Source organism: Enterococcus sp. C63 (assembly GCF_040887215.1).
Classification (GTDB): Bacteria; Bacillota; Bacilli; order Lactobacillales; family Enterococcaceae; genus Enterococcus_B; species Enterococcus_B hirae.
The window spans coordinates 136002-156958 of record NZ_JBFOFI010000001.1; the positions used below are offsets into that span (position 1 = coordinate 136002).

A 20957-nucleotide genomic window follows, 5' to 3' on the forward strand; every position below is an offset into this window, starting at 1 on the left:
ACTGCGACGAGTAATCGCAGGAGCATTAAGGATGAAAATCTCGAAACAGCTCCCCATGTTTTGAGATTTTTTGACTTATCGCCGAAGGTCAGCTCTTTGAACACCGTTTAGCAAGAGGCTGTGAAAGAAGCGTTTAGCTCCGAGCGAATAAGAGAGGATTTTTTAAAATAGCTCCTCATATTTTAGAAAATCATCGCTTATTGTTGAGGAGTTGCTTCTTGAACGCCGTTTATCCGTTTTTAGAGAGACCAGAAGAGACTGAGGCAAGGTTTGTCTCAGTCTCTTCTTGTGGTCATGAGTAGTAACTGACGACTATAGGGAACGTTTTTTGTGTTGGGAGAAAGACTTCTTAAAATAGCTACAGGTAAGCGCCTTGGACCAAGTAATATATAGCTAGAGAAGCAAACATTAAAAGAATTTAATATACAAATAGAATATTCGTTTTTTTATTTCATAACAAAAAACAAGAATAACTAATGGCGGAAAATTCAGAATATATGGAATATTTATTGGAAAGTTGATTAAGTTAAGGGTTGATATTAGCTAGAGGTGATCCTCTTAAAAATAACGACAGTTACTAAAATAAGTAAAAAAATATTTCGTTAGTGGAGTACCGATTGATTTGTTATGTAAGAAAATACTCAGTTAAATAACTCTCATAATTTGTGTAAGCGTTATCAGAAAAGGTATACTTATAAACAGGAATGAAAGGCTGCATATTCGTTCCTCAACCTTGAAGGTTAGAAAAATGGGGGTGGAGACATGTCTTCTGAAGTATTGTCAACTTATTTAGAACAGGAACTGGCTTTATTGAAGGAAAAGGGACTATACAACACGATTGATATCCTTGAAGGTGCAAATGATGCAATCATTGAGGTAGCAGGGAAAAATTTGATCAATCTAGCATCGAATAATTATTTGGGGTTTGCTGATCGAGTGGAGCTGAAACAAGCGTGTATCGACGCAACGAATCGCTATGGTGTCGGCGCAGGTGCTGTCCGAACAATTAATGGCACATTACGTATCCATCAAGAATTAGAGAATAAAATTGCAGAATTTAAAGGTACAGAAGCAGCGATTGCTTTTCAATCAGGCTTCAATTGTAATATGGGAGCTATTTCAGCCATTATGACTAAGGAGGATGCGATCTTATCAGATGAATTGAATCATGCGTCGATCATCGATGGATGTCGCCTCTCTGGTGCCAAAATCATTCGTGTTAAGCATCAAGATATGAACGATCTAGAAGAAAAAGCAAAAGAAGCGGTAAATAGTGGGAAATATAACAAAATCATGTATATCACAGATGGTGTTTTTTCAATGGATGGCGATGTAGCTAATTTACCCGATATGATCCCAATTGCCGAAAAATACGGGTTGATTACTTATGTGGATGATGCCCATGGTTCTGGAGTGATGGGAAAAGGAGCCGGCACAGTGAAGCATTTTGGTCTCCAACAGAAAATTGACATGCAAATGGGTACATTGTCTAAAGCAATCGGTGTCGTTGGTGGCTATGTCGCAGGATCTAAATCGTTGATCGACTGGTTAAAATCACGAGGACGTCCTTTCTTGTTTTCAACATCACTTACACCAGGTGCTGCTGGCGCTGCTCTAGCATCGATTCAACTGATGCAAGATCATCCAGAATTAGTCGAAAAAGTTTGGGAAAATGCCATTTATTTCAAAGAAGAACTGAAAAAAATCGGGTATGACATCGGCGTGTCGGAAACACCAATCACTCCAGTGATACTTGGCGATGAGAGTCTAACACAACAATTTTCTAAAAAGTTGATTGAAAATGGACTATATGTGAAACCAATCGTTTATCCAACCGTACCATTGGGAACAGGTCGTGTTCGTAATATGCCAACTGCAGCTCATACCAAAGAAATGCTTGATCATGCTGTAGCGATTTACCAAAAAGTCGGAAATGAAATGGGCATCATTTGATTTAGTAGAAACGATCTCGCCTGAAATCTAAGAGAAAGACGATCACAGGATAGAGCGTTTCGGTTGTATTTCTGTGAAAATCAAAAAATTTACTTTTTTTTATATTTTGATCGTCGAGGAATGGTCGATGGAATGTAGGTAGCATTTATTTTTAATAGATAGTGAAAATGAACTAAAAAGGAGAGTTTGTATGAAAAAAGTATTAGTTACTGGCTGCCTTGGACAAATCGGATCGGAATTAGTTTTACGTTTAAGGAAAGATTTGGGTAATGAAAATGTTATCGCAACGGATATTCGTATGCCTGAAAAGCTAGAAGATGGGGAACTATTTGAAATTTTAGACGTCATGGATTACGAAAAAATGCGAGCGTTAGTCGAAAAATATCAAGTAGATACTTTGATTCATTTAGCAGCGCTTTTATCAGCTGTCGCTGAAGCAAAACCAAAGTTCGCTTGGGACCTCAATATGGTTGGGTTAGTCAATGCGCTGGAAGTCGCAAGAGAATTTAAGTTAAAATTCTTCACGCCAAGTTCAATCGGCGCTTTTGGACCTAATACACCAAAAGATGAGACTCCTCAAGATACACTCCAACGACCAACAACAATGTATGGCGTGACAAAAGTCGCAGGCGAGCTTTTGTGTGACTACTATTATACAAAGTATGGCGTAGATACACGAGGTGTACGCTTCCCAGGATTGATTTCTTATAAAACTTTACCTGGTGGTGGGACGACGGACTATGCAGTGGATATTTATTATTCAGCTATCAAAGAAGGAAAATACACGTGCTTTATTGATCGTGGTACAGCTATGGACATGATGTACATGCCAGATGCCATTGAGGCGATTGTTCAGTTGATGAATGCTGATCCTAAAAATTTAGTTCATCGCAATGCATTCAATATCTCTGCGATGTCTTTTGAACCAGAAGAAATCAAAGCGTCAATCAAAAAAGTGTTTCCTGATTTTGAAATGGACTATGCAGTTGATCCAGTGCGACAATCGATCGCAGACTCTTGGCCAAATTCATTAGATATTAGTTGTGCGCAAAAAGAATGGGGCTTTCAACCACGTTACGACCTAGATAAAATGACTCAAGATATGTTGACCAAGTTGCAAGAGAAATTGACAGCAACAGTCTAATTACTATAGTTTATCGTAAACTTCCGATCGAGTGGTGGGGAGTTTACGATAAAGGGAGGATAAGCGATGGAACGTAACCAAGTATCGGTTGAAAAAAACAAAGTCGAACTAAAGCGAACGATGGGCTTTTTTACTGCTTTATCGACTGTGATGGGAACAGTGATTGGAGCGGGAGTATTCTTTAAAGCAGCGAGTGTCGCAGAAGTTACAGGATCAGTTAGTTTACATATGCTTTCTTGGTTTTTGGGAGGTATCATCTCCGTCTGTGCAGGTTTAACTGGTGCAGAACTTGCCGCAGCGATCCCCGAAACAGGTGGTATGGTCAAATATATCGAACGAACCTATGGTCAAACGGCTGCTTTTTTGTTAGGTTGGGCACAAGTTGTGATTTACTTTCCTGCAAATGTAGCGGCACTATCAATCATCTTTGGGACACAATTTGTGAACTTATTTGCCTTAGAACAGCAATGGATTGTCCCTATCGCTATTATAGCCGCTGTGACGATCATGCTGATCAATTTTTTAGGATCAAAAGTTGGTGGAACTTTTCAATCCATTACCTTAATCTGTAAATTGATCCCACTGGCAGTCATCGTCTTGTTTGGCTTATTTCGCAGCGGTGGAGTAGAGTTTCAGCTGTTTCCCATAGAATCAGGAAAAGATCTGCCATTGTTTTCAGCATTAGGTGCGGGCTTGTTAGCGACAATGTTTGCTTATGATGGTTGGATTCACGTTGGAAACATTGCAGGAGAATTAAAAAAACCGGCAAAAGATTTACCGAAAACTATTTCTATAGGAATCATCGGGATTATGGTTGTTTATTTATTCGTTAATACCGTCTTTTTAAAAACAGCTTCGATTGGAGGAATCAGTGGCAACAGTAATGCTGCTAGCGAAGTGGCTACCATGATTTTTGGTGGCGTAGGTGGGAAACTTGTAACTGTCGGGATTTTGATTTCAGTCTATGGAACAATCAATGGCTATACACTTACTGGGATGCGCCTGCCCTATGTGATGGCCCAAGAAAAACGGTTACCTTTCAGTCACCACTTAGGAAAATTGAACGATCGAACGAAGATTCCAGTGGTTGCTGGTGTTTTGGAACTAGTGATTGCGATCGGTATGATGATGGTCGGTGGATTTGATATGCTGACGGATATGCTTGTTTTTGTGATTTGGATTTTTTATACGATGGTATTTGTAGGTGTAATTATATTGAGAAAAACAGCTCCAAAACTTGAAAGGCCTTATAAAGTTCCGCTATACCCAATCATTCCGCTAATCGCCATTCTTGGTGGTGCTTTTATCGTGGTTAGTACGTTACTGACACAAACACTTTTAGCATTTAGCGGAATCGCTTTGACATTAGTCGGAATCCCTGTTTATTTATATTTGAAAAATAAATATCCTGTAGTTTAACATATAAATGATAGTTAAACATGCATTCTGTTGTAGCGTGTCAAGTTAAGCAATGCTAACTTTTCCAACCAGCTACAAGAGAATGCACGTTTTTATCCTGTTTTTTTTCTTAACTGTTTTAGTCGGCGCCAAGCACGAAAAAGGTTTAATAAGACGAGAAAACCAGCAACAGTAATGGGAATCCAAATCAAGTAGATCGGATAACCTAATTGATCTGATAAAGATCGAGAGGAAGCTTGCTCCATTTCAAGTAGTGCTTGTTGCCATGTCTGTAAGTTAAACACGAGCATGAAACTAGCAATAATTAACAAGATAAATCCAAGATAGCGGATGGTCGTTTTTTTACGTATATACGCAAAAATGAGATAGAGAATCAATAAAAAAGCGGGTACGCCAAACACAAAATAAATATTAAGCACGCTAATCGCCTCCTTTTGTTAATGATACTTCAATTAATATAAATTTGAAAATAATTACCCCATAACTTGCATAGTTTACAAGAGTACTGATAAGATGAAACCGTTAGTTAAGATGAAAAAGGGGGATGTTTATGGCTAGTTATATTGAACCGATTCGCTTTGCACTTATTGTTTTTCCATTTTTGGCATTAGCGATTTCTTCGGTTTTTTTCATTTATGAATATCGAAAGTATGGAACGTTTATTTTTTCGAGAGCGGTTATCTTATATTCGTTTGTTTTTTATTTGTTATGTGCTTATTTTTTGATCATTTTACCGTTGCCTTCAAAGGAAGCCGTTGCTCAAATGACCGGACCTAAAATGGAATTACATTTATTTGCATCATGGGTCCATTTCCGAGAGAATACCGTCTTGGTTTTATCTGATCCAAGTACGTATTTACCAGCGATGCGACAAAGCGTTTTTTTAGAACCGGTATTTAATGTTTTGCTTTTATTACCTTTCGGGATCTATTTAAGATATTATTTTCGATTATCTTTTGTGAAAACCATCATTGCAAGTTTTTGTCTTTCCTTATTTTTTGAATTGACACAGTTAAGTGGGTTGTATTTTATTTATCCTCGACCTTATCGGCTATTTGATGTCAATGACTTATTGACGAATACGATCGGAGGAACGTTAGGGTACATTATGACACCAATCTTTACCTTCATGTTGCCTACGAGAGCAAGAATGGATGAAGTGTCATACGAAAAAGGGAAAACAGTTTCTCTAACGAGACGATTAGTTGCCTATTTCATTGATTGGGCTTTCTTATCGGTTTTATCCGTGCTGATTGCTGTGACTCTTCAATTGTCTTTGAAAATAGGTGATATCACTTCAAGTAGTTGGTGGGTATTTTTAGAAGTCTTGCTTTATTTCATGGTCATACCATATGTAACAAACGGTCTCACTTTAGGTAAAAAAATCGTACGCATTCGTGTGGTTTCGGATAACGGAAAACGACTTTCTTTTAAAGCCCTGTTTATCCGTTATGGGTATCTTTACTTTTTATTTTATGGGTTAGCTTGGCTTAGTCAGACGATCCAACATATCACTGACCATACGACAGGTGTATTACAGGTAAGCGGGATTTTTATTGTGTTGGGTGTTGCATTTGCACAGTTTATCTTCATGCTGAATCTTTTCTTGTCATTCCTTCGTAAGAAAAGAGTGCTGTTCTATGAAAAAGCCAGTCAAACACATACGATTAGTACCATTCAACCAAAAGGGAACTAGTGGATCGTGAGCGACTTTGAAAAGGATCAAGCAAATTGCTTGAGGATGTGGTATAATGCGAAAGTCGTGTAAAAAAGAAAGAGAAGAGGTGCTTACTTAAATGAGTAATTTTGAACAATTTCATTTTAAACCATATATAAATGAGGCGTTAGCAGAAAAAGGTTTTGCTCAACCAACTGAAGTACAAGAGCGTTTGATTCCTTTGATCGCTAAAGGAAAAAATATCATTGGTCAATCACAAACTGGTTCGGGCAAAACGCATACATTTTTATTGCCTTTATTTCAAAAAATCAATGCGGAAAAAGCCGAAGTACAAGTAGTAATCACTGCACCAAGTCGTGAACTAGCTACTCAAATTTATGATGCTGCTAGTCAGATCGCTAAATTTTCCGATCCAGAGATCCGAGTGACGAATTTTGTAGGTGGAACGGATAAGCAACGCCAATTGAGCCGCTTGAAACATCAACAACCACAGATCGTAGTGGGAACGCCAGGTAGAATCTTGGATATGATGAATGAACAAGCATTAAAAATCCATACAGCATTTGCATTTGTTGTAGATGAAGCAGATATGACACTGGACATGGGCTTCTTGCATGAAGTGGATCAAATTGCTAGTCGCTTGCCTGAAAAACTGCAATTTTTAGTTTTCTCAGCGACGATTCCTGAAAAATTACGACCATTTTTACGTAAATACATGGAAAATCCAATCATTGAAGAAATCAAACCGAAAGCAGTTATTTCAGAAGATATCGAGAATTGGCTGATCTCTACTAAAGGGAAAGATAAAAATCGAATGATCTACCAATTGTTAACAATTGGTCATCCTTACCTTGCAATTGTCTTTGCAAATACGAAACAACACGTGGATGAAATTGCTGATTATTTGAAAAATCAAGGCTTAAAAGTAGCCAAAATCCATGGAGATATCACTCCAAGAGAACGAAAACGGGTGATGCGCCAAGTTCAAAACTTAGAATATCAATACGTGGTTGCGACAGATCTAGCGGCACGTGGCATCGATATTGAAGGGGTTTCTCATGTGATCAATGCAGAAATTCCTGAAGACCTTGACTTCTTTATCCATCGAGTAGGTCGGACTGGACGTAATGGTTTAAAAGGAACTGCGATCACTTTGTACTCACCAAGTGATGAACAAACGATTGACAGTATTGAAAAAATTGGTGTCACATTTGAACCGATGGAAATCAAAAATGATGAAATCATCAAGACTTATGACCGCAATCGTCGGACGAAACGGGAAAAATCCAAAGATACACTGGATCCTACATTGATCGGCTTAGTGAAAAAGAAAAAGAAAAAAATCAAACCTGGATATAAAAAGAAAATCGATTGGGCAATTGCTGAAAAGAACAAAAAAGACCGTAAAATCGAACGCAGACAACAAACTAGAACTGCAAGAAAAAATAAGAAAAACTCCAATAAGTAAGTCAATGACCAGACCCTTTAAAAGAGACGTCATGACTTCACGCTCAAAGACCAAAGGATTGCATGTCTTCTGCATTCCTTTGGTCTGTTTTTAAGTGTTCAATTAGCAGATAATCTAGTGATAATAGATCTTAAATCAATTCTTTTTGCATCCCTACGCAGGTAATCCCATCCTCGATAAAAGGATCTGTACAAGTCTCGTAATCTTGTTGCTGATAGAAACTAAGGGCAGTCATTTCTGCTACTAGGTAACTTGATAGCAAGCCTTCTTTTTTCGCTTTCTGTTCAGCTAAGGACAACAGCTGACGACCGAAACCTTGTTGGCGATAATTTTTGGCGACGCAAAAACGATCGGGGTTAAGACAAGTGGACGATTTTTTTTGATAACGTAATGTTGCAATTGGAACATTGTTTTCCATTAACAAAAAGTAGTTATCAGAAGTGTCCGTTTCGTCAAATTCTAATTCTGGCAAAATGCCTTGTTCCAGAACAAATACCTGATAACGAAGATAAAAACTCGCCCCTCTGATCCAGGACTTGTTTCCAAAATAAACTTGCATCATCGATTCTCCTTTTGATTAATAGGCGTAATTCAAGCTTAACAAAAAATATTCTAGAAAGAAATAAGAGTTGAAGGAAAAGAGCGGTTGACAGAATAAAATAGAATACGTATACTTGTAAAGTACGAAAAGGACATGGTTTGTTTAAGTCTGACTTACAGAAAATTCTTTCCAGGCTGAAAAAAGAATAGTCAAAAAAACAAATTGCTCCCTTTTTTATTGATAGAAATATCAACGCTACTCAGCGTTATCGAGTTCAAGAGGTAATGATCGAACATCATTGCAACCAAGGTGGTACCGCGAGTTTTCGTCCTTGGCTGTGAGGGTGTTTTTTTGTCGTTTAAAATAAAGAAAGAAGGTAATAAAATGAAACAATTAAGTAGTGCACAAGTTCGACAAATGTTTTTAGATTTCTTCCAATCAAAAGGACACACGATTGAACCTAGCGCATCATTAATTCCGGTCAACGATCCAACGCTTTTATGGATCAACTCAGGGGTTGCTACGTTAAAAAAATATTTTGACGGCTCTGTCGTACCAGAAAATCCACGCATCACAAACGCTCAAAAATCAATTCGTACGAATGATATTGAAAATGTAGGGAAGACAGCACGTCACCACACAATGTTTGAAATGCTTGGGAATTTTTCTATTGGTGATTATTTCAAAAATGAAGCAATCCATTGGGCATGGGAATTTTTAACAAGTCCTGAATGGATGGCATTTGATCCCGAAAAATTATATGTTACCGTTTATCCAAAAGACACAGAAGCAAAACGAATCTGGCATGAAGAAGTCGGCTTGCCACTTGATCACATTGTAGATGTTGAAGATAATTTCTGGGATATTGGTGCGGGTCCTTGTGGTCCTGATACAGAAATCTTCTATGATCGAGGCGAAGCATACAATGATGTTGCAGAAGATGATCCAGAAAACTATCCTGGTGGAGAAAACGAACGCTATTTAGAAATTTGGAATCTAGTATTTTCTGAGTTCAACCATAAACCAGATCATACATTTGAACCTTTACCACATAAAAACATTGATACGGGCATGGGGCTGGAACGGATGGTTTCGATCGTTCAAGATGCACCAACAAACTTCGAAACAGACTTGTTCTTACCGATCATTCATGCGGTAGAAAAACTAAGTAACCAAGTAAAATATGGGGAAAACCCGACAACCGACATTTCTTATAAAGTAATTGCGGATCATATCCGAGCATTATCTTTTGCGATTGGAGATGGGGCGCTTCCTTCAAATGAAGGTCGTGGCTATGTTCTTCGTCGTTTATTACGCCGAGCAGTGATGCACGGGAAAAAATTAGGGATCGAAAAAGCTTTCTTATATGATCTTGTTCCAGTAGTAGGCGAAATCATGGTTAGCTATTATCCAGAAGTCCTTCAACAAAAAGAATTTATTGAAAAAGTAGTACGTACCGAAGAAGAACGTTTCAATGAAACGATCAATGAAGGTCTTGAAATCTTGAATCAAGTGATCGCTGAAGTTAAAAAAACAAATGGAACAACACTTGCTGGAAAAGATATCTTCAAATTGTATGATACTTACGGTTTCCCAGTGGAGTTGACCGAAGAAGTGGCAGAAGATGAAGGCTTGAAAGTCGATCATGAAGGCTTTGAAAAAGAAATGGAAGCACAAAGACAGCGTGCGCGTGCTGCTCGTAGCACAGAAAAATCAATGGGTGTCCAATCTGCCCTATTAACAGATATCAAAGTGGATAGTAAATTTATTGGCTATGATCAAGTTGAATCAGACAGCAAACTATTGGTGATTATCAAAGATGAAGAACTAGTGAGTGAATTGTCTGCTGGACAAGGTCAATTGATTTTTGATCAAACACCATTTTATGCAGAAATGGGTGGACAAGTGGCTGATCAAGGTTGGATCATCAATGCCTCTGGAGAAACGGTTGCGACAGTTGTTGACGTTCAAAAAGCACCGAATGGACAATTTATGCACACCGTAGAAGTGCTTTCAACATTGACTGAAGGCGAAGTTTACCACTTGTTGATCGATGTACCGATGAGAAATCGCATCATTAAGAACCATACGGCGACTCACTTATTGCATAAAGCTTTAAAAGAAGTTTTAGGGGAACATGCAAACCAAGCTGGTTCTTTAGTTGCTCCTGGACATTTACGCTTTGACTTTACTCATTTTGGACAAATCACAGCTGATGAATTAGTAAAAATGGAACGAATCGTTAATGAGAAGATATGGGAAGCAATCCCAGTAGAAACCATCGAAACAGATATCGATACCGCTAAGAATATGGGGGCTATGGCTTTATTTGGTGAAAAATATGGTCAAGAAGTCCGTGTAGTGAACATTGGTGGATGGTCTATCGAACTTTGTGGTGGAACCCATGTAGCAAATACTGAAAATATTGGAATCTTTAAAATCGTTTCTGAATCAGGAATCGGTGCCGGTGTTCGTCGGATCGAAGCTGTAACAAGTAAAGAAGCTTATGAGTTATTGGAAGCAGAAGAAAAACAATTAAAAGAAGTTGCCACAATTGTCAAATCACCTCAATTAAAAGAGGTTGTATCAAAAACAGAACAATTACAACAACAACTAAAAGAACTACAAAAAGAAAATGAACAATTAGCAAGTAAACTAGCGAACCAACAAGCAGGCGATGTCTTTAAAAATGTGGAAACAGTTAGTGGTCATTCAATGATTACTGCACAAGTAAAAGTAAAAGATATGAACCAATTACGTCAATTAGCAGACCAATGGAAACAAAAAAACATTTCCGATATTCTTGTTTTGGCAAATGAACAAGACGGAAAAGTTAGTTTGTTAGTCGCTATGACGAAAGAAGCAAATGATGCTGGGCTAAAAGCTGGTGACTTGATCAAAGCAATCGCACCAAAAGTTGGTGGTGGCGGTGGTGGTCGCCCTGATATGGCGCAAGCAGGTGGGAAAAACCCTGCTGGTATCCCAGATGCTTTATCAGAAGCTAAAACATGGTTGTCTAATCAATAATCAACTTTAAATACTTTTCCAAATAAAATGGGAGAGCGTCGAATAGCTCAGATGATAATAACCTCCTTTTGAAACGGTATTTTATGTTTGGGAGAGAAAAAACTTATTTCAAGGAGCAAATACTTGACCTTGTTTTAGCAAATAATGGGGAATAGAATGCTTTCATTGAAGCGAGTAAGCGGTCATTTTTTAAACAGCTTTTCATAGTTTAAACACTGATCGCTTATTGCTTAAGGAAGCACCGATAATACTATTTATTTTCATACATGCTAAAGGGCTCAAGAACGACCTTTTTTGTTCAAGGAGTATTGAATCCTCCTATTTGTTAAAGAAAAGTTCTACCGAATTTGTTTGAAACGGAAATCCCGTTGACAAATTCGGTTTATTTTATGAGAACTGAATGCAACCAATCAGCATTTTCTTTGAGAGTAATTAATTGACAAAAAAGCAAAACCTTTTACGATTAGAATAAAAAGGAGGGGGTAAAATTGAATAGTAAAAATAAAACTTTTCGTTTAGTTTTACGAGCGATTTTATTAGCAATCATTATCGTTCAAGCAATGGTTCCATGGTTAGGGTTTATTCCTTTAGGATTTATTAGTTTGACGATTATTCACATAACAGTTATCGTTGCTGCGGTTGTATTAGGACCGAAAGACGGCATGGTCATTGGTTTGTTTTGGGGGATCGCCACGATCATTCGTGCTTACGCCATGCCTACGACCCCATTTGATACCCTCGTCTTTACCAATCCGATCATTTCAGTTGTTCCTAGAGTGTTAGTTGGCTTAGTTGCAGGAATCATTTTTCACTGGATTTATCAACGTTATCATTCTGTAGTCGTTGGCTCGGTTTTAGCAGGAGTATTTGGCTCACTCGTGAATACACTTTTAGTTCTAGGGTTTATGGGACTGTTTTATACTGGGGCAACTGCTGATGCGTATGGCGTAGATGCGGATCTATTATTTAAAACTTTGGCAGGAGTTGCCGCAATCAATGGGATTCCGGAAGCGATAGGTGCCGGAATCATTACGCCACTGATTGCTAAAGCGCTGTTTGCTGCAACGCCACTCAAACCAGAATAAAGAATAAAGGAAGCGAAAAAGTGTCAAAAGAACAAAAAACGATTAGTGGGCAAGAACGTACCAAAAAAGGTATTATAGCTGGAATCTTAGGTCTTATCTCAAATATGTTATTGTTTGTTGCGAAGTTTATGATCGGCCTTTTTTCTGGCAGTGTTTCGATCATGGCGGATGCTATCAATAGTTTATCCGATACAGCTTCATCCATTTTGACGCTTGTTGGGTTTAAGATTGCTGCAAAACCCGCAGACCAAGAACATCCATTTGGACATGAACGATTTGAATATATCAGTGGCTTATTTGTTTCAATCATCATTACGTATGTAGGGTTTCAATTTTTGGACGCTTCTATACGGAAAATTTTTCGGCCGGAACATTTAGTCCTGACACCGATCGTGTTTCTTGTCCTGATATTTTCGATTCTGTTAAAACTTTTACAAGGACGTATGTACACTAGATTTTCAAAAACAATTCAGTCAGAAGCACTAAAAGCGACAGCCAAAGATAGTTACAATGATGTATTCACGACGTTAGCTGTTTTAGTATCTGCAGGTATCGAAAGATTCACTGGCTGGCGTATTGATGGCTATGTTGGTTTTGTCTTAGCCGGGTACATTATTTTTAGTGGAATCATGATGTTACGTGATTTTGTCTATGAATTACTAGGTAGCCGTCCAACAGCTGAAGAAATCAAAACAATGGAAAAACAATTAAGTTCTTATAAATCGATTTTAGGTTTTCATGATCTGTTGGTTCATAATTATGGACCAAATAAAAAGTTTGCTTCTGTTCATATTGAAGTTGACGACAGTTTAAACTTGAATGAAGCACATAAAATCATTGATATTATCGAAAAAGACTTTAAAAAGACTTTGGATGTAGATTTAGTTTGTCATCTAGATCCGGTAGCAATCCATAATGAACAATACCGTAAGATATTGAAACATTTGAGACAAATTATCAAAGAGTTGGGGGAAGAGTTGAGGTTGCACGATTTACGGATCATACGTAAAGGGAAAGAGTTGCAATTCGATATTGTAGTTCCTCAGAATTTCAAGTTACCAGATGATGTTTTAGAAGAAAAGATTCGTCAAGCTATTGAGAAAAAGGTTGGTTCTTTTGAACTCGATATTACTTTTGATCACAATTATCTTCTCTATTAAATCAGAAACTTTAAAAAGACTTTTTAGTAAGTAGCTAAAAAGTCTTTTTTTTTATGGATTTAATTGTTTTTGAAGCGCTTGGCGTGCCAGATTATCCGCCCCTTTATTCTTACTCTCGGGAATCCATTGTAAGATGAGTAAATGGAACTGAGCGAGTAATTGTTGGATCTCATATAGAAGGGAAGAGAAACTTTCGTTGTTCGTGTGGTTTTTGTCGATTGTAGAAACAAGTACTTTGCTATCGGAATAACAGAGAATTGTTTCATTGACCCAGCCTTTTTCCTTTAAAATTTCTAAAGTTTTTAAAAAGACTTCGAATTCAGCTTGATGATTGGAGCCATCCGAAAGTGGGACGGTAAGCTGTTCTTGTTTATTTTCATGGATAATTAAAATGCCTCCACCACTAGGTCCTGGATTGCCTTTTGTGGAAGCATCAATGTATACTTTGATCATAATAAGGAAGCTCTCCTTTTTATAAAAATAGTGTTATGCTATAATTATACCATTACAAATAGATGCGAGGTTAAAGAATGAAAAAAATAATTCGCTGGCAGCCGGAATGGGCGCAGACGATCATCTATTGGTCTTTATCTTTGATCATTTTATTTTTTAGTTTGATTTTATCACTTGAAAACACTAGACCCTATTGGAAAAGTAACTTAGTGATGGGGCTATTTTTAATTTTTCTTTTTCTTGGGTATCGTCGGTCATTTATTTTGAAAAACCATGCAATCAAAATTAAATATGCTGCTTTTTGGAAGGACCAAAATATCCCGCTACAAGATATTGACTCTGTAACACCGGTCAAAAGAGGCGTAAAGATTAAATATGTAGGGAAGGCTGAGCCAACCTTCTATCTGATGCGCAAAAAAAGTCAGACAGCTTTTTTGTCCTACTATTCTGAAGGTAAAGAGCAACAAAGCACTAACAACCAAGTAAATACAACTAGCTGATTGATTTTACTTGTTTAAACCAATTGATTTAGCAGATATAAAATAGCTGCGAGAAAAACATAACTATATATAACCTCTGAGAAAACAAGCCGAAGAATCCGAAGATCATTTTATGATCAGGGTGAGATTCTTCGGCTTGATTGTGTCTTGCTGACGTTTGTATGAACTTGACCTTAGAATAATGGATGATATGATGTTCGACCAGCAACTTTCGATAAAGTAATGGACACCTGTCCATTCAACCAAGGGATATATAACTTAATAACATAAAGGATATTATAAAAAATTTGCACTAAATATTTTTTAAAGGAAAAAAAGAAGTAAGATAACATTTTTTCTTATTTATAATAAAACTTACAGAAAAAGTATAAGGAGAAAAACGGACGTGGAAATAAAAAAAATGTTAGAAGATCTCAACCGAATTTGGAAGATAAAAGAAATACGAAGAAAAAGAGGTGCGAAGCTATCGAGACTATGGCGGAGAAACGGTAGGAAGATAGTGAGACTATGGCGGAGGAACGGTAGAAAGATAAAAGGAATATGGAAAACGAGAGGTACAAAACTACGGAGAATGCACTTGGAAAAGCTAAATAAAAGAAAGGAAAATGGCAAAAGAACACAGATGAAAAAAGCACAGACATCAAGAGTGAAACAAGGTAGTTCGAACAATAAACAAGAAATACGTTCGCTATCTGTCCGTGCAACAAATCAAGCGAGTTGGAAAAATGCGCAAATTTCAAGAAATTTTGCGAATCAGCAGAAGGGCTACTCCAGGAGTCAACAGACATCTATCACCTCAACGAGATGAATCTTTCTATGGGTTCACATAGTTTTAATGTCAATCGTTGGATTCAGTGTTTTGAGCAATTAGGAGTGATAAATGGTTGACAATTTTTAAAAGAAAACAGCAAAACACAGGGTTATAACCTTCAGGACTTAAAAAATATCATGGCTGGGCTTGATTCGCAGGAAATAACTTCAGGAACTAGTTCAAGAAGATACATAAATGAACGAATCATAAATAGTGAAAGTGATTGTTGAAACTAGTTATTAGAAAAGCTCGGTAAAAAAATGGTATAAAAGCAATCAAAAAAGATTATCAACCAAGGCTATATAACAATCAAGCCCTTGCTCGGATTGTCGATTCTTTAAATCCGTTGTCTCGATTTAGAAAGATTCTTTTAAAATGGCAATTAATGTTGAAAAGAAAACAATCTGATGCGAAAGACATCATTCACTCGGAAATAAGTGAGAAGGATGCATAGATACAACGAGAAGAAATAATAGCGAAGAAAAAAGAAAAGAAATTTGTAAAAAATATTAAAGCAAACGCTAGAAATCAAGTTTTCAATACAGTCGAGCAGTTTTTTTCAAATCATCTGATAAATTCGAGATAACCTTCTTTCGATAGGATTAGAAAACAAACAGAAATATGTATCTTTTTATTGAAAAGTGAGATTTTGTAATATTAGTGAACGTTGTACTGTATGGAAGAGACGCAGCATAAGTTGATTTTCTATCGTTCAAGCAATTATAAAATTATAAAAAAGCCGATACTTTGCAAAGAATATTTTGCGGAGTATCGGTCTTTCTTTAAATTGAATATTTTTGATGCAATCTCTTCTGTTTTGAAGAGAAGTTACTCATTGTTGAAACTTTCTTATAAGATCATTTTTTTGACATGAGCGGCTTGTGCCCCACGGTTTCCTTCGATTATTTCAAATTCTACAGATTGATTTTCTTCAAGGGTTTTGAAACCTTCTTCTTCAATTGCAGTAAAATGGACGAATATTTCTTCTGTTTCATCATAACTAATAAATCCATATCCTTTTTTGTTGTCAAACCATTTCACAGTTCCTGTGGTCAAAGCTCTCACGACCTTTCTAAAGTCTGATCATAACTAACATTATAAAGAGTATTTATATATACGTCAATTAAATTAAAAAAGCAATCTTGCCTATTTTGTTTTAAAATAAAAAAAGGTATAATAGATATAACTGAACAAATTCTTTTGTTTTGGGTATAAAGTTCGTGTAAAGGGGTAATTTGATGAAGAGCGATCTACAAATATCACAAGAAACAGAGTTAAAACCGATTATTGAAATTGCGGAAAAATTGGATATCCAACAAGATGACCTGGAGCTTTACGGAAAATATAAAGCGAAAATCAATTTTTCCACCATCAAGAAATTAAAGAAAAAACCAGATGGTCACTTGATTTTAGTTACATCCATCAATCCTACACCAGCTGGAGAAGGTAAATCGACCATCACGGTAGGTCTTGGGGACGCATTGAATCAAATTGGTAAAAAAGCAGTGATTGCGTTAAGAGAACCTTCCCTTGGTCCAGTCATGGGAATCAAGGGTGGTGCTGCCGGCGGAGGCTACGCACAAGTATTACCAATGGAAGATATCAATTTACACTTTACTGGCGATATGCATGCGATTACGTCTGCTAATAATGCATTGTCTGCACTTTTGGACAATCATATCCATCAAGGGAATGAACTGAGAATCGATTCACGTCGTGTGATCTGGAAACGTGTCGTCGATTTGAATGATCGCGAACTGCGAAAAGTGATTGTTGGCTTGGGCGGTCCGATTCAAGGTGTGCCGAGAGAAGATGGCTTTGACATCACCGTAGCAAGTGAAATCATGGCGATTTTATGCTTAGCAACAGACATCGATGATTTAAAAGCTCGTTTAGCTCGAATTGTTGTCGGTTATACCTTTGATCAAAAGCCAGTGACAGCTGGTGATCTCAAAGCAGAAGGCGCATTGGCACTGCTATTAAAAGAAGCAATCAAACCAAACTTAGTACAAACGATTTATGGCACGCCAGCATTTGTTCATGGCGGTCCTTTTGCCAATATTGCTCACGGGTGTAATAGTGTTTTAGCTACCCAAACAGCTCTTAAATTAGGGGAGTATGTGGTGACTGAAGCTGGATTTGGTGCAGATCTAGGTGGAGAAAAATTCCTAGATATCAAAGTTCCGAATTTGAAAAAGGCGCCTGATGCGATCGTGATCGTAGCAACAGTTCGTGCATTGAAAATGCATGGCGGTGCAACTAAAGAAGAGTTGAAAACGGAAAATTTAGCAGCATTGGAAAAAGGATTCAGTAATTTAAAACGTCATATCCACAATATGGAGAAATACCATATCCCAGTAATTATTGCGATCAACGAGTTCGTGACAGATACGGAAGCTGAATTTACTTTGTTAGAACGTCTTTGCGAAAATCAAGGGGTGATCGTAAAACGAGCAAGTGTTTGGGAGCATGGCGCAGACGGTGGAATTGAACTTGCCAAAGCGGTCGTTCGTGCGATTGATAGTCAGCAAGCAGATTATCAGCCTCTGTATCAACCGACAGCGACTATTGAAGAAAAAGTGGCAACGATCGTCCAAGAGATTTATGGTGGAAAAGGTGTCAGTTTTAGTAAAAAAGCAAAAAAACAAATCGATGAGTTTGTCCTTAATGGTTGGGATAAACTGCCAATTTGTATGGCGAAAACCCAATATTCATTTTCTGACGATCCGACACTTCTAGGCGCTCCTGAAGGATTTACGATTACCATCAGAGAGTTCGTTCCCAAATTAGGGGCTGGGTTTATCGTTGCGCTAACAGGTGATGTCATGACTATGCCGGGACTTCCCAAAAAACCAGCTGCATTGAATATGGATGTTACCAGTGATGGGGAAGTACTGGGATTATTCTAAAAAAGAAAGAGGATAGGGTGCTTCATAAAAAAGCCATCTATCAAAAATGTTTAGTGAGAATACACAAAAAACGAGTAAATACCTAAAATTAGGTAAAGGCTCCCTTTCGATCAAAAAAAAGTATAAAGTCAGCTATTGTATATGTTCATACAAGGGCTGACTTGTTTTTATACATATTGTGTTAGTCAACAAGGAAATAATGGCGGTTTCACGGATGATTTTGAGTTCAAAACAGCTTTTTATGATAGCAATCATATGTCTAAAATAAAATGATTTATAATCATTGTGAAGAAAACGTTTTCTTTAATACTAAAATAGGAGTGCAAATTTTTGAAAAAGTATTTATTTAGAACAATTTTGGTGTCTACGTCACTTTTGACTTTAGGAACTGCTGTAACTCCGTGTGTTCCAGTATTAGCCGATGAAACGAATAGTTCTGGCATAGCAATTTGTAGTGATGATGAGTACTATGTATTAGACGAACCATCGATTCAGACAAAAACTTGGTCACAACCTCAAAGTTGGCGTATTTCTAAAGGAAATCGTACATATTCGGGTACAGAAACCCACAATAGAAAAACCACATTATCAATTGGTGCAACGATCTTCGGAATGAATATTAAAATCGGGAACGAATACTCAGTAAACGGAAAATTCAAGAAGTATCGTCAAAATGCAAGAATAACGGTAACTTACCGAGTTTATCGTAAAGTAGACAATAAATATATTCGTACTCAAACTGCTACAGCAAATACACAATATATTGATTATGTAGCAATATGATACATAGGAATACTAAGAAACATTGGAAATTCATTCTTTGCTTGAGTTACTTTATTATTTATTTTATGATCCCAAATATAGGGATCCCAATTAAATATGATTTCATATTTGATTGGATTTCTTGGTTTCCGTTGATTCTAAGTTTTATGTTTTTGGTGTTGTTCCACCAGCTTCTCTATCAATCATTAGTAGAAATACAATGGCTGAAACTCATATTTATAGCAGTCTTTTGTATCGTTAGTATTATTGTCATTAATACTGCTTTGTCTGATACAAATAGCTTACCCCTAAATTCTTTAGCTAATAGTGAATTGAAAAAATATATAATAAGTGCTACAACGTACGGTGTATTTTTAGAAGAAATGATTTTTAGATTTAGTCTAATCAGCTTACATTCTGACAGGAAAACAAAGACTTCTCTCCTCATAATCTCTTCATTCTTGTTTTCAATCGTACACGGAGGAAATTTCAACCTTTTTTTCTGCGGCGTTCTATTTGGATTCGTTTATATAAAAACTTCTAATGTGTGGTACTCCATATTGACCCATGTTTTTTATAATGGTGTGGGTATATTTCTTTTTTTATTCTTTACTTAGTTGTTGCAAAGCAATGAACGATAAAGTAGTTAAAGCAAGTGGAGATTTACAAAAAGTGAGATTGAAAAAAATACTTCTAAACAGTAAAAAAGGATGACACAATTATTCATTACGGATAGTTGTGTCATCCTTTTATTTTCGATCGAACATCTTTAATGGATATATAAGGAGTGAAAACGATGTTACAACAGATTTCTAATAGTTTTGCTGGTTGGCTACTTTTGCTGTACTCGCTGCATTTGAGCAAAAAATGTCTATAAATTAGTTAAATATAGGGAACTCAAACACTTTGAGACATCTACTTTCTTGTTCGGGTATTTTACGGTATACTAAGAAAGCATCAGGAGGAGGGGCGTTATGGACGTACGAGTGACAAGACGAACAGGTTTTTATGGCATGGGTAGTCCGATCCAACTGCGGATCAATGGAAAGAAAAAAGGACAATTGAATCATAATCAATCGGTTTTACTTAAGTTAGAAGCACCTTTTACAATGCAAGTTTCGTTTTATTGGTTAAAAAGTCCAATGTATACAATAACGCATCCGTCCAAAGGATACGTCATTACAATGAATCTCTTATTGTTGCAGATTTATCCCTTGTTATTTTTAGGAAGTGGATTAAGCGCATTGTGGTTACACAATCTAATTTATAGTATGTTCGTGGTACTTGTAATGATTGGCTTCTTTTTTTTCATCAAAAACCAAGCCTATGTAATCAAGGAGGAGAAAGATGGCAAACTCTGATATTTTTTTAAGTAGTTTTAATCGGATCGAAAAATGGATGAGAGATGAAATGGGTAACGCCCGCAATATGGGATTTACTGAGTTAGTTCGGCGACTTGCCCAACGCAAAAAAGCAGTGATTCGTCAATATGAAGAAGATTTGCTTCAGCTGGCGCAGTTACGAAATGCCATTGTTCACGATCGGATTGCTGTGGACTTTGTGATTGCTGAACCCAATGATTGGGCAGTCAATAAGATCCAGCAGATTGAAGAAGACTTGATTCGTCCAGCAAAGGTTTTACCTCGCTTTGCGAAACATGTCACAGGTTTTGAACGAGATCTTCCTTTACTTGATTTGTTAGGAACGGTTGCCAAAAAACGATACTCACAGTTTCCTTTGTATAATAAAGGGAAATTCGTAGCGCTTGTGACATTGCGGGTCATTGGTTTTTGGCTAGCAAAGGAAAGTCAAAAAGGGACCATTGATTTAACAGATAAAAAAGCGGCTGATTTGATTTTTAGTGATGGCAAATATACGAATTATCGTTTTGTAGCTGAACATACTTATGTTTATGAAGTGGAAACAATGTTTCGGGAACAAGGAACTCTAGAAGCAGTCCTGATTACCAAAGATGGTCATCCTGACGGCAACTTACTGGGGATCATTAGACCTAGAGATATTTATCAACAAATAGAAAAGGAATGAT

At 37.0% G+C, this 20957-nt stretch carries 19 protein-coding genes; 15 read left to right on the top strand and 4 right to left on the bottom strand.

Going from position 1 to position 20957, the window contains the following annotated elements; genetic code table 11:
* The first annotated feature begins 762 nt into the window (after nt 1-762).
* The 3 genes from AB3H90_RS00595 to AB3H90_RS00605 all read left to right on the top strand — a co-directional run bounded on the left by AB3H90_RS00595 (nt 763) and on the right by AB3H90_RS00605 (nt 4516).
* Nucleotides 763-1953 (top strand): glycine C-acetyltransferase, encoded by a 1191-nt coding sequence (locus AB3H90_RS00595; protein ID WP_368015935.1) that lies wholly within the window; start codon nt 763-765, stop codon nt 1951-1953.
* A gap of 190 nt (nt 1954-2143) precedes the next feature.
* The gene (locus AB3H90_RS00600) at nt 2144-3097 is read left to right on the top strand and encodes an L-threonine 3-dehydrogenase (protein ID WP_368015936.1); all 954 of its coding nucleotides are present in this window, start codon (nt 2144-2146) and stop codon (nt 3095-3097) included.
* A 66-nt stretch (nt 3098-3163) separates the two neighbouring features.
* A complete protein-coding gene (locus AB3H90_RS00605) occupies nt 3164-4516 on the top strand; it encodes an APC family permease (RefSeq protein WP_368015937.1) in 1353 nt (450 codons plus the stop codon).
* Between the two features lie 92 nt (nt 4517-4608).
* On the opposite strand, the gene AB3H90_RS00610 is transcribed toward AB3H90_RS00605, so the two are convergent.
* A complete protein-coding gene (locus AB3H90_RS00610; RefSeq protein ID WP_010719236.1) occupies nt 4609-4935 on the bottom strand; it encodes a hypothetical protein in 327 nt (108 codons plus the stop codon).
* Between the two features lie 131 nt (nt 4936-5066).
* Here AB3H90_RS00610 and AB3H90_RS00615 point away from each other — a divergent pair, with 131 nt between their 5' ends.
* Both AB3H90_RS00615 and AB3H90_RS00620 read left to right on the top strand, forming a co-directional pair.
* Entirely contained in the window at nt 5067-6212 is a 1146-nt protein-coding gene (locus AB3H90_RS00615; protein ID WP_010719235.1) for a VanZ family protein, read from the top strand.
* A 100-nt stretch (nt 6213-6312) separates the two neighbouring features.
* A complete protein-coding gene (locus tag AB3H90_RS00620; RefSeq protein ID WP_123874800.1) occupies nt 6313-7662 on the top strand; it encodes a DEAD/DEAH box helicase in 1350 nt (449 codons plus the stop codon).
* 130 nt (nt 7663-7792) lie between these two features.
* Here the strand turns inward: AB3H90_RS00620 and AB3H90_RS00625 are convergent, their stop codons facing one another.
* Nucleotides 7793-8224, bottom strand: a complete 432-nt coding sequence (locus AB3H90_RS00625) for a GNAT family N-acetyltransferase (RefSeq protein ID WP_135981787.1) — start codon at nt 8222-8224, stop codon at nt 7793-7795.
* A 363-nt stretch (nt 8225-8587) separates the two neighbouring features.
* Here AB3H90_RS00625 and alaS point away from each other — a divergent pair, with 363 nt between their 5' ends.
* The 3 genes from alaS (at nt 8588) to AB3H90_RS00640 (ending at nt 13475) form a co-directional block, all read left to right on the top strand.
* The gene (gene alaS / locus AB3H90_RS00630; protein ID WP_368015938.1) at nt 8588-11230 is read left to right on the top strand and encodes an alanine--tRNA ligase; all 2643 of its coding nucleotides are present in this window, start codon (nt 8588-8590) and stop codon (nt 11228-11230) included.
* Nucleotides 11231-11718: 488 nt separating this feature from the next.
* The gene (locus tag AB3H90_RS00635; protein WP_010737525.1) at nt 11719-12315 is read left to right on the top strand and encodes an ECF transporter S component; all 597 of its coding nucleotides are present in this window, start codon (nt 11719-11721) and stop codon (nt 12313-12315) included.
* Between the two features lie 20 nt (nt 12316-12335).
* A complete protein-coding gene (locus tag AB3H90_RS00640; protein WP_088762416.1) occupies nt 12336-13475 on the top strand; it encodes a cation diffusion facilitator family transporter in 1140 nt (379 codons plus the stop codon).
* A gap of 51 nt (nt 13476-13526) precedes the next feature.
* Here AB3H90_RS00640 and AB3H90_RS00645 read toward each other — a convergent pair whose 3' ends face one another.
* Nucleotides 13527-13928, bottom strand: a complete 402-nt coding sequence (locus AB3H90_RS00645; RefSeq protein ID WP_010719229.1) for a ribonuclease HI family protein — start codon at nt 13926-13928, stop codon at nt 13527-13529.
* A gap of 77 nt (nt 13929-14005) precedes the next feature.
* Here AB3H90_RS00645 and AB3H90_RS00650 point away from each other — a divergent pair, with 77 nt between their 5' ends.
* Entirely contained in the window at nt 14006-14428 is a 423-nt protein-coding gene (locus AB3H90_RS00650) for an EbsA family protein (protein WP_034697854.1), read from the top strand.
* A gap of 577 nt (nt 14429-15005) precedes the next feature.
* Nucleotides 15006-15236, top strand: a complete 231-nt coding sequence (locus tag AB3H90_RS00655) for a hypothetical protein (RefSeq protein ID WP_128448498.1) — start codon at nt 15006-15008, stop codon at nt 15234-15236.
* Between the two features lie 852 nt (nt 15237-16088).
* On the opposite strand, the gene AB3H90_RS00660 is transcribed toward AB3H90_RS00655, so the two are convergent.
* A complete protein-coding gene (locus tag AB3H90_RS00660) occupies nt 16089-16295 on the bottom strand; it encodes a cold-shock protein (RefSeq protein WP_010719225.1) in 207 nt (68 codons plus the stop codon).
* Nucleotides 16296-16477: 182 nt separating this feature from the next.
* Between AB3H90_RS00660 and AB3H90_RS00665 the strand changes: the two genes are divergently transcribed.
* From AB3H90_RS00665 to AB3H90_RS00685, 5 genes are all read left to right on the top strand, one after another.
* Nucleotides 16478-18148 carry a formate--tetrahydrofolate ligase gene (locus AB3H90_RS00665; RefSeq protein WP_368015939.1) on the top strand — a complete coding sequence of 557 codons (1671 nt, stop codon included), beginning with the start codon at nt 16478-16480 and terminating at the stop codon, nt 18146-18148.
* Between the two features lie 330 nt (nt 18149-18478).
* Nucleotides 18479-18931 (top strand): LMxysn_1693 family intestinal colonization protein, encoded by a 453-nt coding sequence (locus AB3H90_RS00670; protein ID WP_081129041.1) that lies wholly within the window; start codon nt 18479-18481, stop codon nt 18929-18931.
* Between the two features lie 362 nt (nt 18932-19293).
* The gene (locus tag AB3H90_RS00675; protein ID WP_368016119.1) at nt 19294-19527 is read left to right on the top strand and encodes a CPBP family glutamic-type intramembrane protease; all 234 of its coding nucleotides are present in this window, start codon (nt 19294-19296) and stop codon (nt 19525-19527) included.
* 357 nt (nt 19528-19884) lie between these two features.
* Nucleotides 19885-20271 (top strand): hypothetical protein, encoded by a 387-nt coding sequence (locus AB3H90_RS00680; protein WP_368015940.1) that lies wholly within the window; start codon nt 19885-19887, stop codon nt 20269-20271.
* The gene (locus tag AB3H90_RS00685) at nt 20258-20956 is read left to right on the top strand and encodes a CBS domain-containing protein (RefSeq protein WP_010719220.1); all 699 of its coding nucleotides are present in this window, start codon (nt 20258-20260) and stop codon (nt 20954-20956) included. The genes AB3H90_RS00680 and AB3H90_RS00685 overlap by 14 nt, the downstream gene beginning before the upstream one ends.
* Nucleotide 20957 lies beyond the last annotated feature (1 nt).

Bases quoted from the DNA above. Each gene is read 5' to 3' on its own strand.
- AB3H90_RS00595 (WP_368015935.1), top strand. From the start codon at position 763: ATGTCTTCTGAAGTATTGTCAACTTATTTAGAACAGGAACTGGCTTTA.
- AB3H90_RS00600 (WP_368015936.1), top strand. From the start codon at position 2,144: ATGAAAAAAGTATTAGTTACTGGCTGCCTTGGACAAATCGGATCGGAA.
- AB3H90_RS00605 (WP_368015937.1), top strand. From the start codon at position 3,164: ATGGAACGTAACCAAGTATCGGTTGAAAAAAACAAAGTCGAACTAAAG.
- AB3H90_RS00615 (WP_010719235.1), top strand. From the start codon at position 5,067: ATGGCTAGTTATATTGAACCGATTCGCTTTGCACTTATTGTTTTTCCA.
- AB3H90_RS00620 (WP_123874800.1), top strand. From the start codon at position 6,313: ATGAGTAATTTTGAACAATTTCATTTTAAACCATATATAAATGAGGCG.
- AB3H90_RS00625 (WP_135981787.1), bottom strand. From the start codon at position 8,224: ATGATGCAAGTTTATTTTGGAAACAAGTCCTGGATCAGAGGGGCGAGT.
- alaS (WP_368015938.1), top strand. From the start codon at position 8,588: ATGAAACAATTAAGTAGTGCACAAGTTCGACAAATGTTTTTAGATTTC.
- AB3H90_RS00645 (WP_010719229.1), bottom strand. From the start codon at position 13,928: ATGATCAAAGTATACATTGATGCTTCCACAAAAGGCAATCCAGGACCT.
- AB3H90_RS00650 (WP_034697854.1), top strand. From the start codon at position 14,006: ATGAAAAAAATAATTCGCTGGCAGCCGGAATGGGCGCAGACGATCATC.
- AB3H90_RS00665 (WP_368015939.1), top strand. From the start codon at position 16,478: ATGAAGAGCGATCTACAAATATCACAAGAAACAGAGTTAAAACCGATT.
- AB3H90_RS00675 (WP_368016119.1), top strand. From the start codon at position 19,294: ATGATTTTTAGATTTAGTCTAATCAGCTTACATTCTGACAGGAAAACA.
- AB3H90_RS00680 (WP_368015940.1), top strand. From the start codon at position 19,885: ATGGACGTACGAGTGACAAGACGAACAGGTTTTTATGGCATGGGTAGT.
- AB3H90_RS00685 (WP_010719220.1), top strand. From the start codon at position 20,258: ATGGCAAACTCTGATATTTTTTTAAGTAGTTTTAATCGGATCGAAAAA.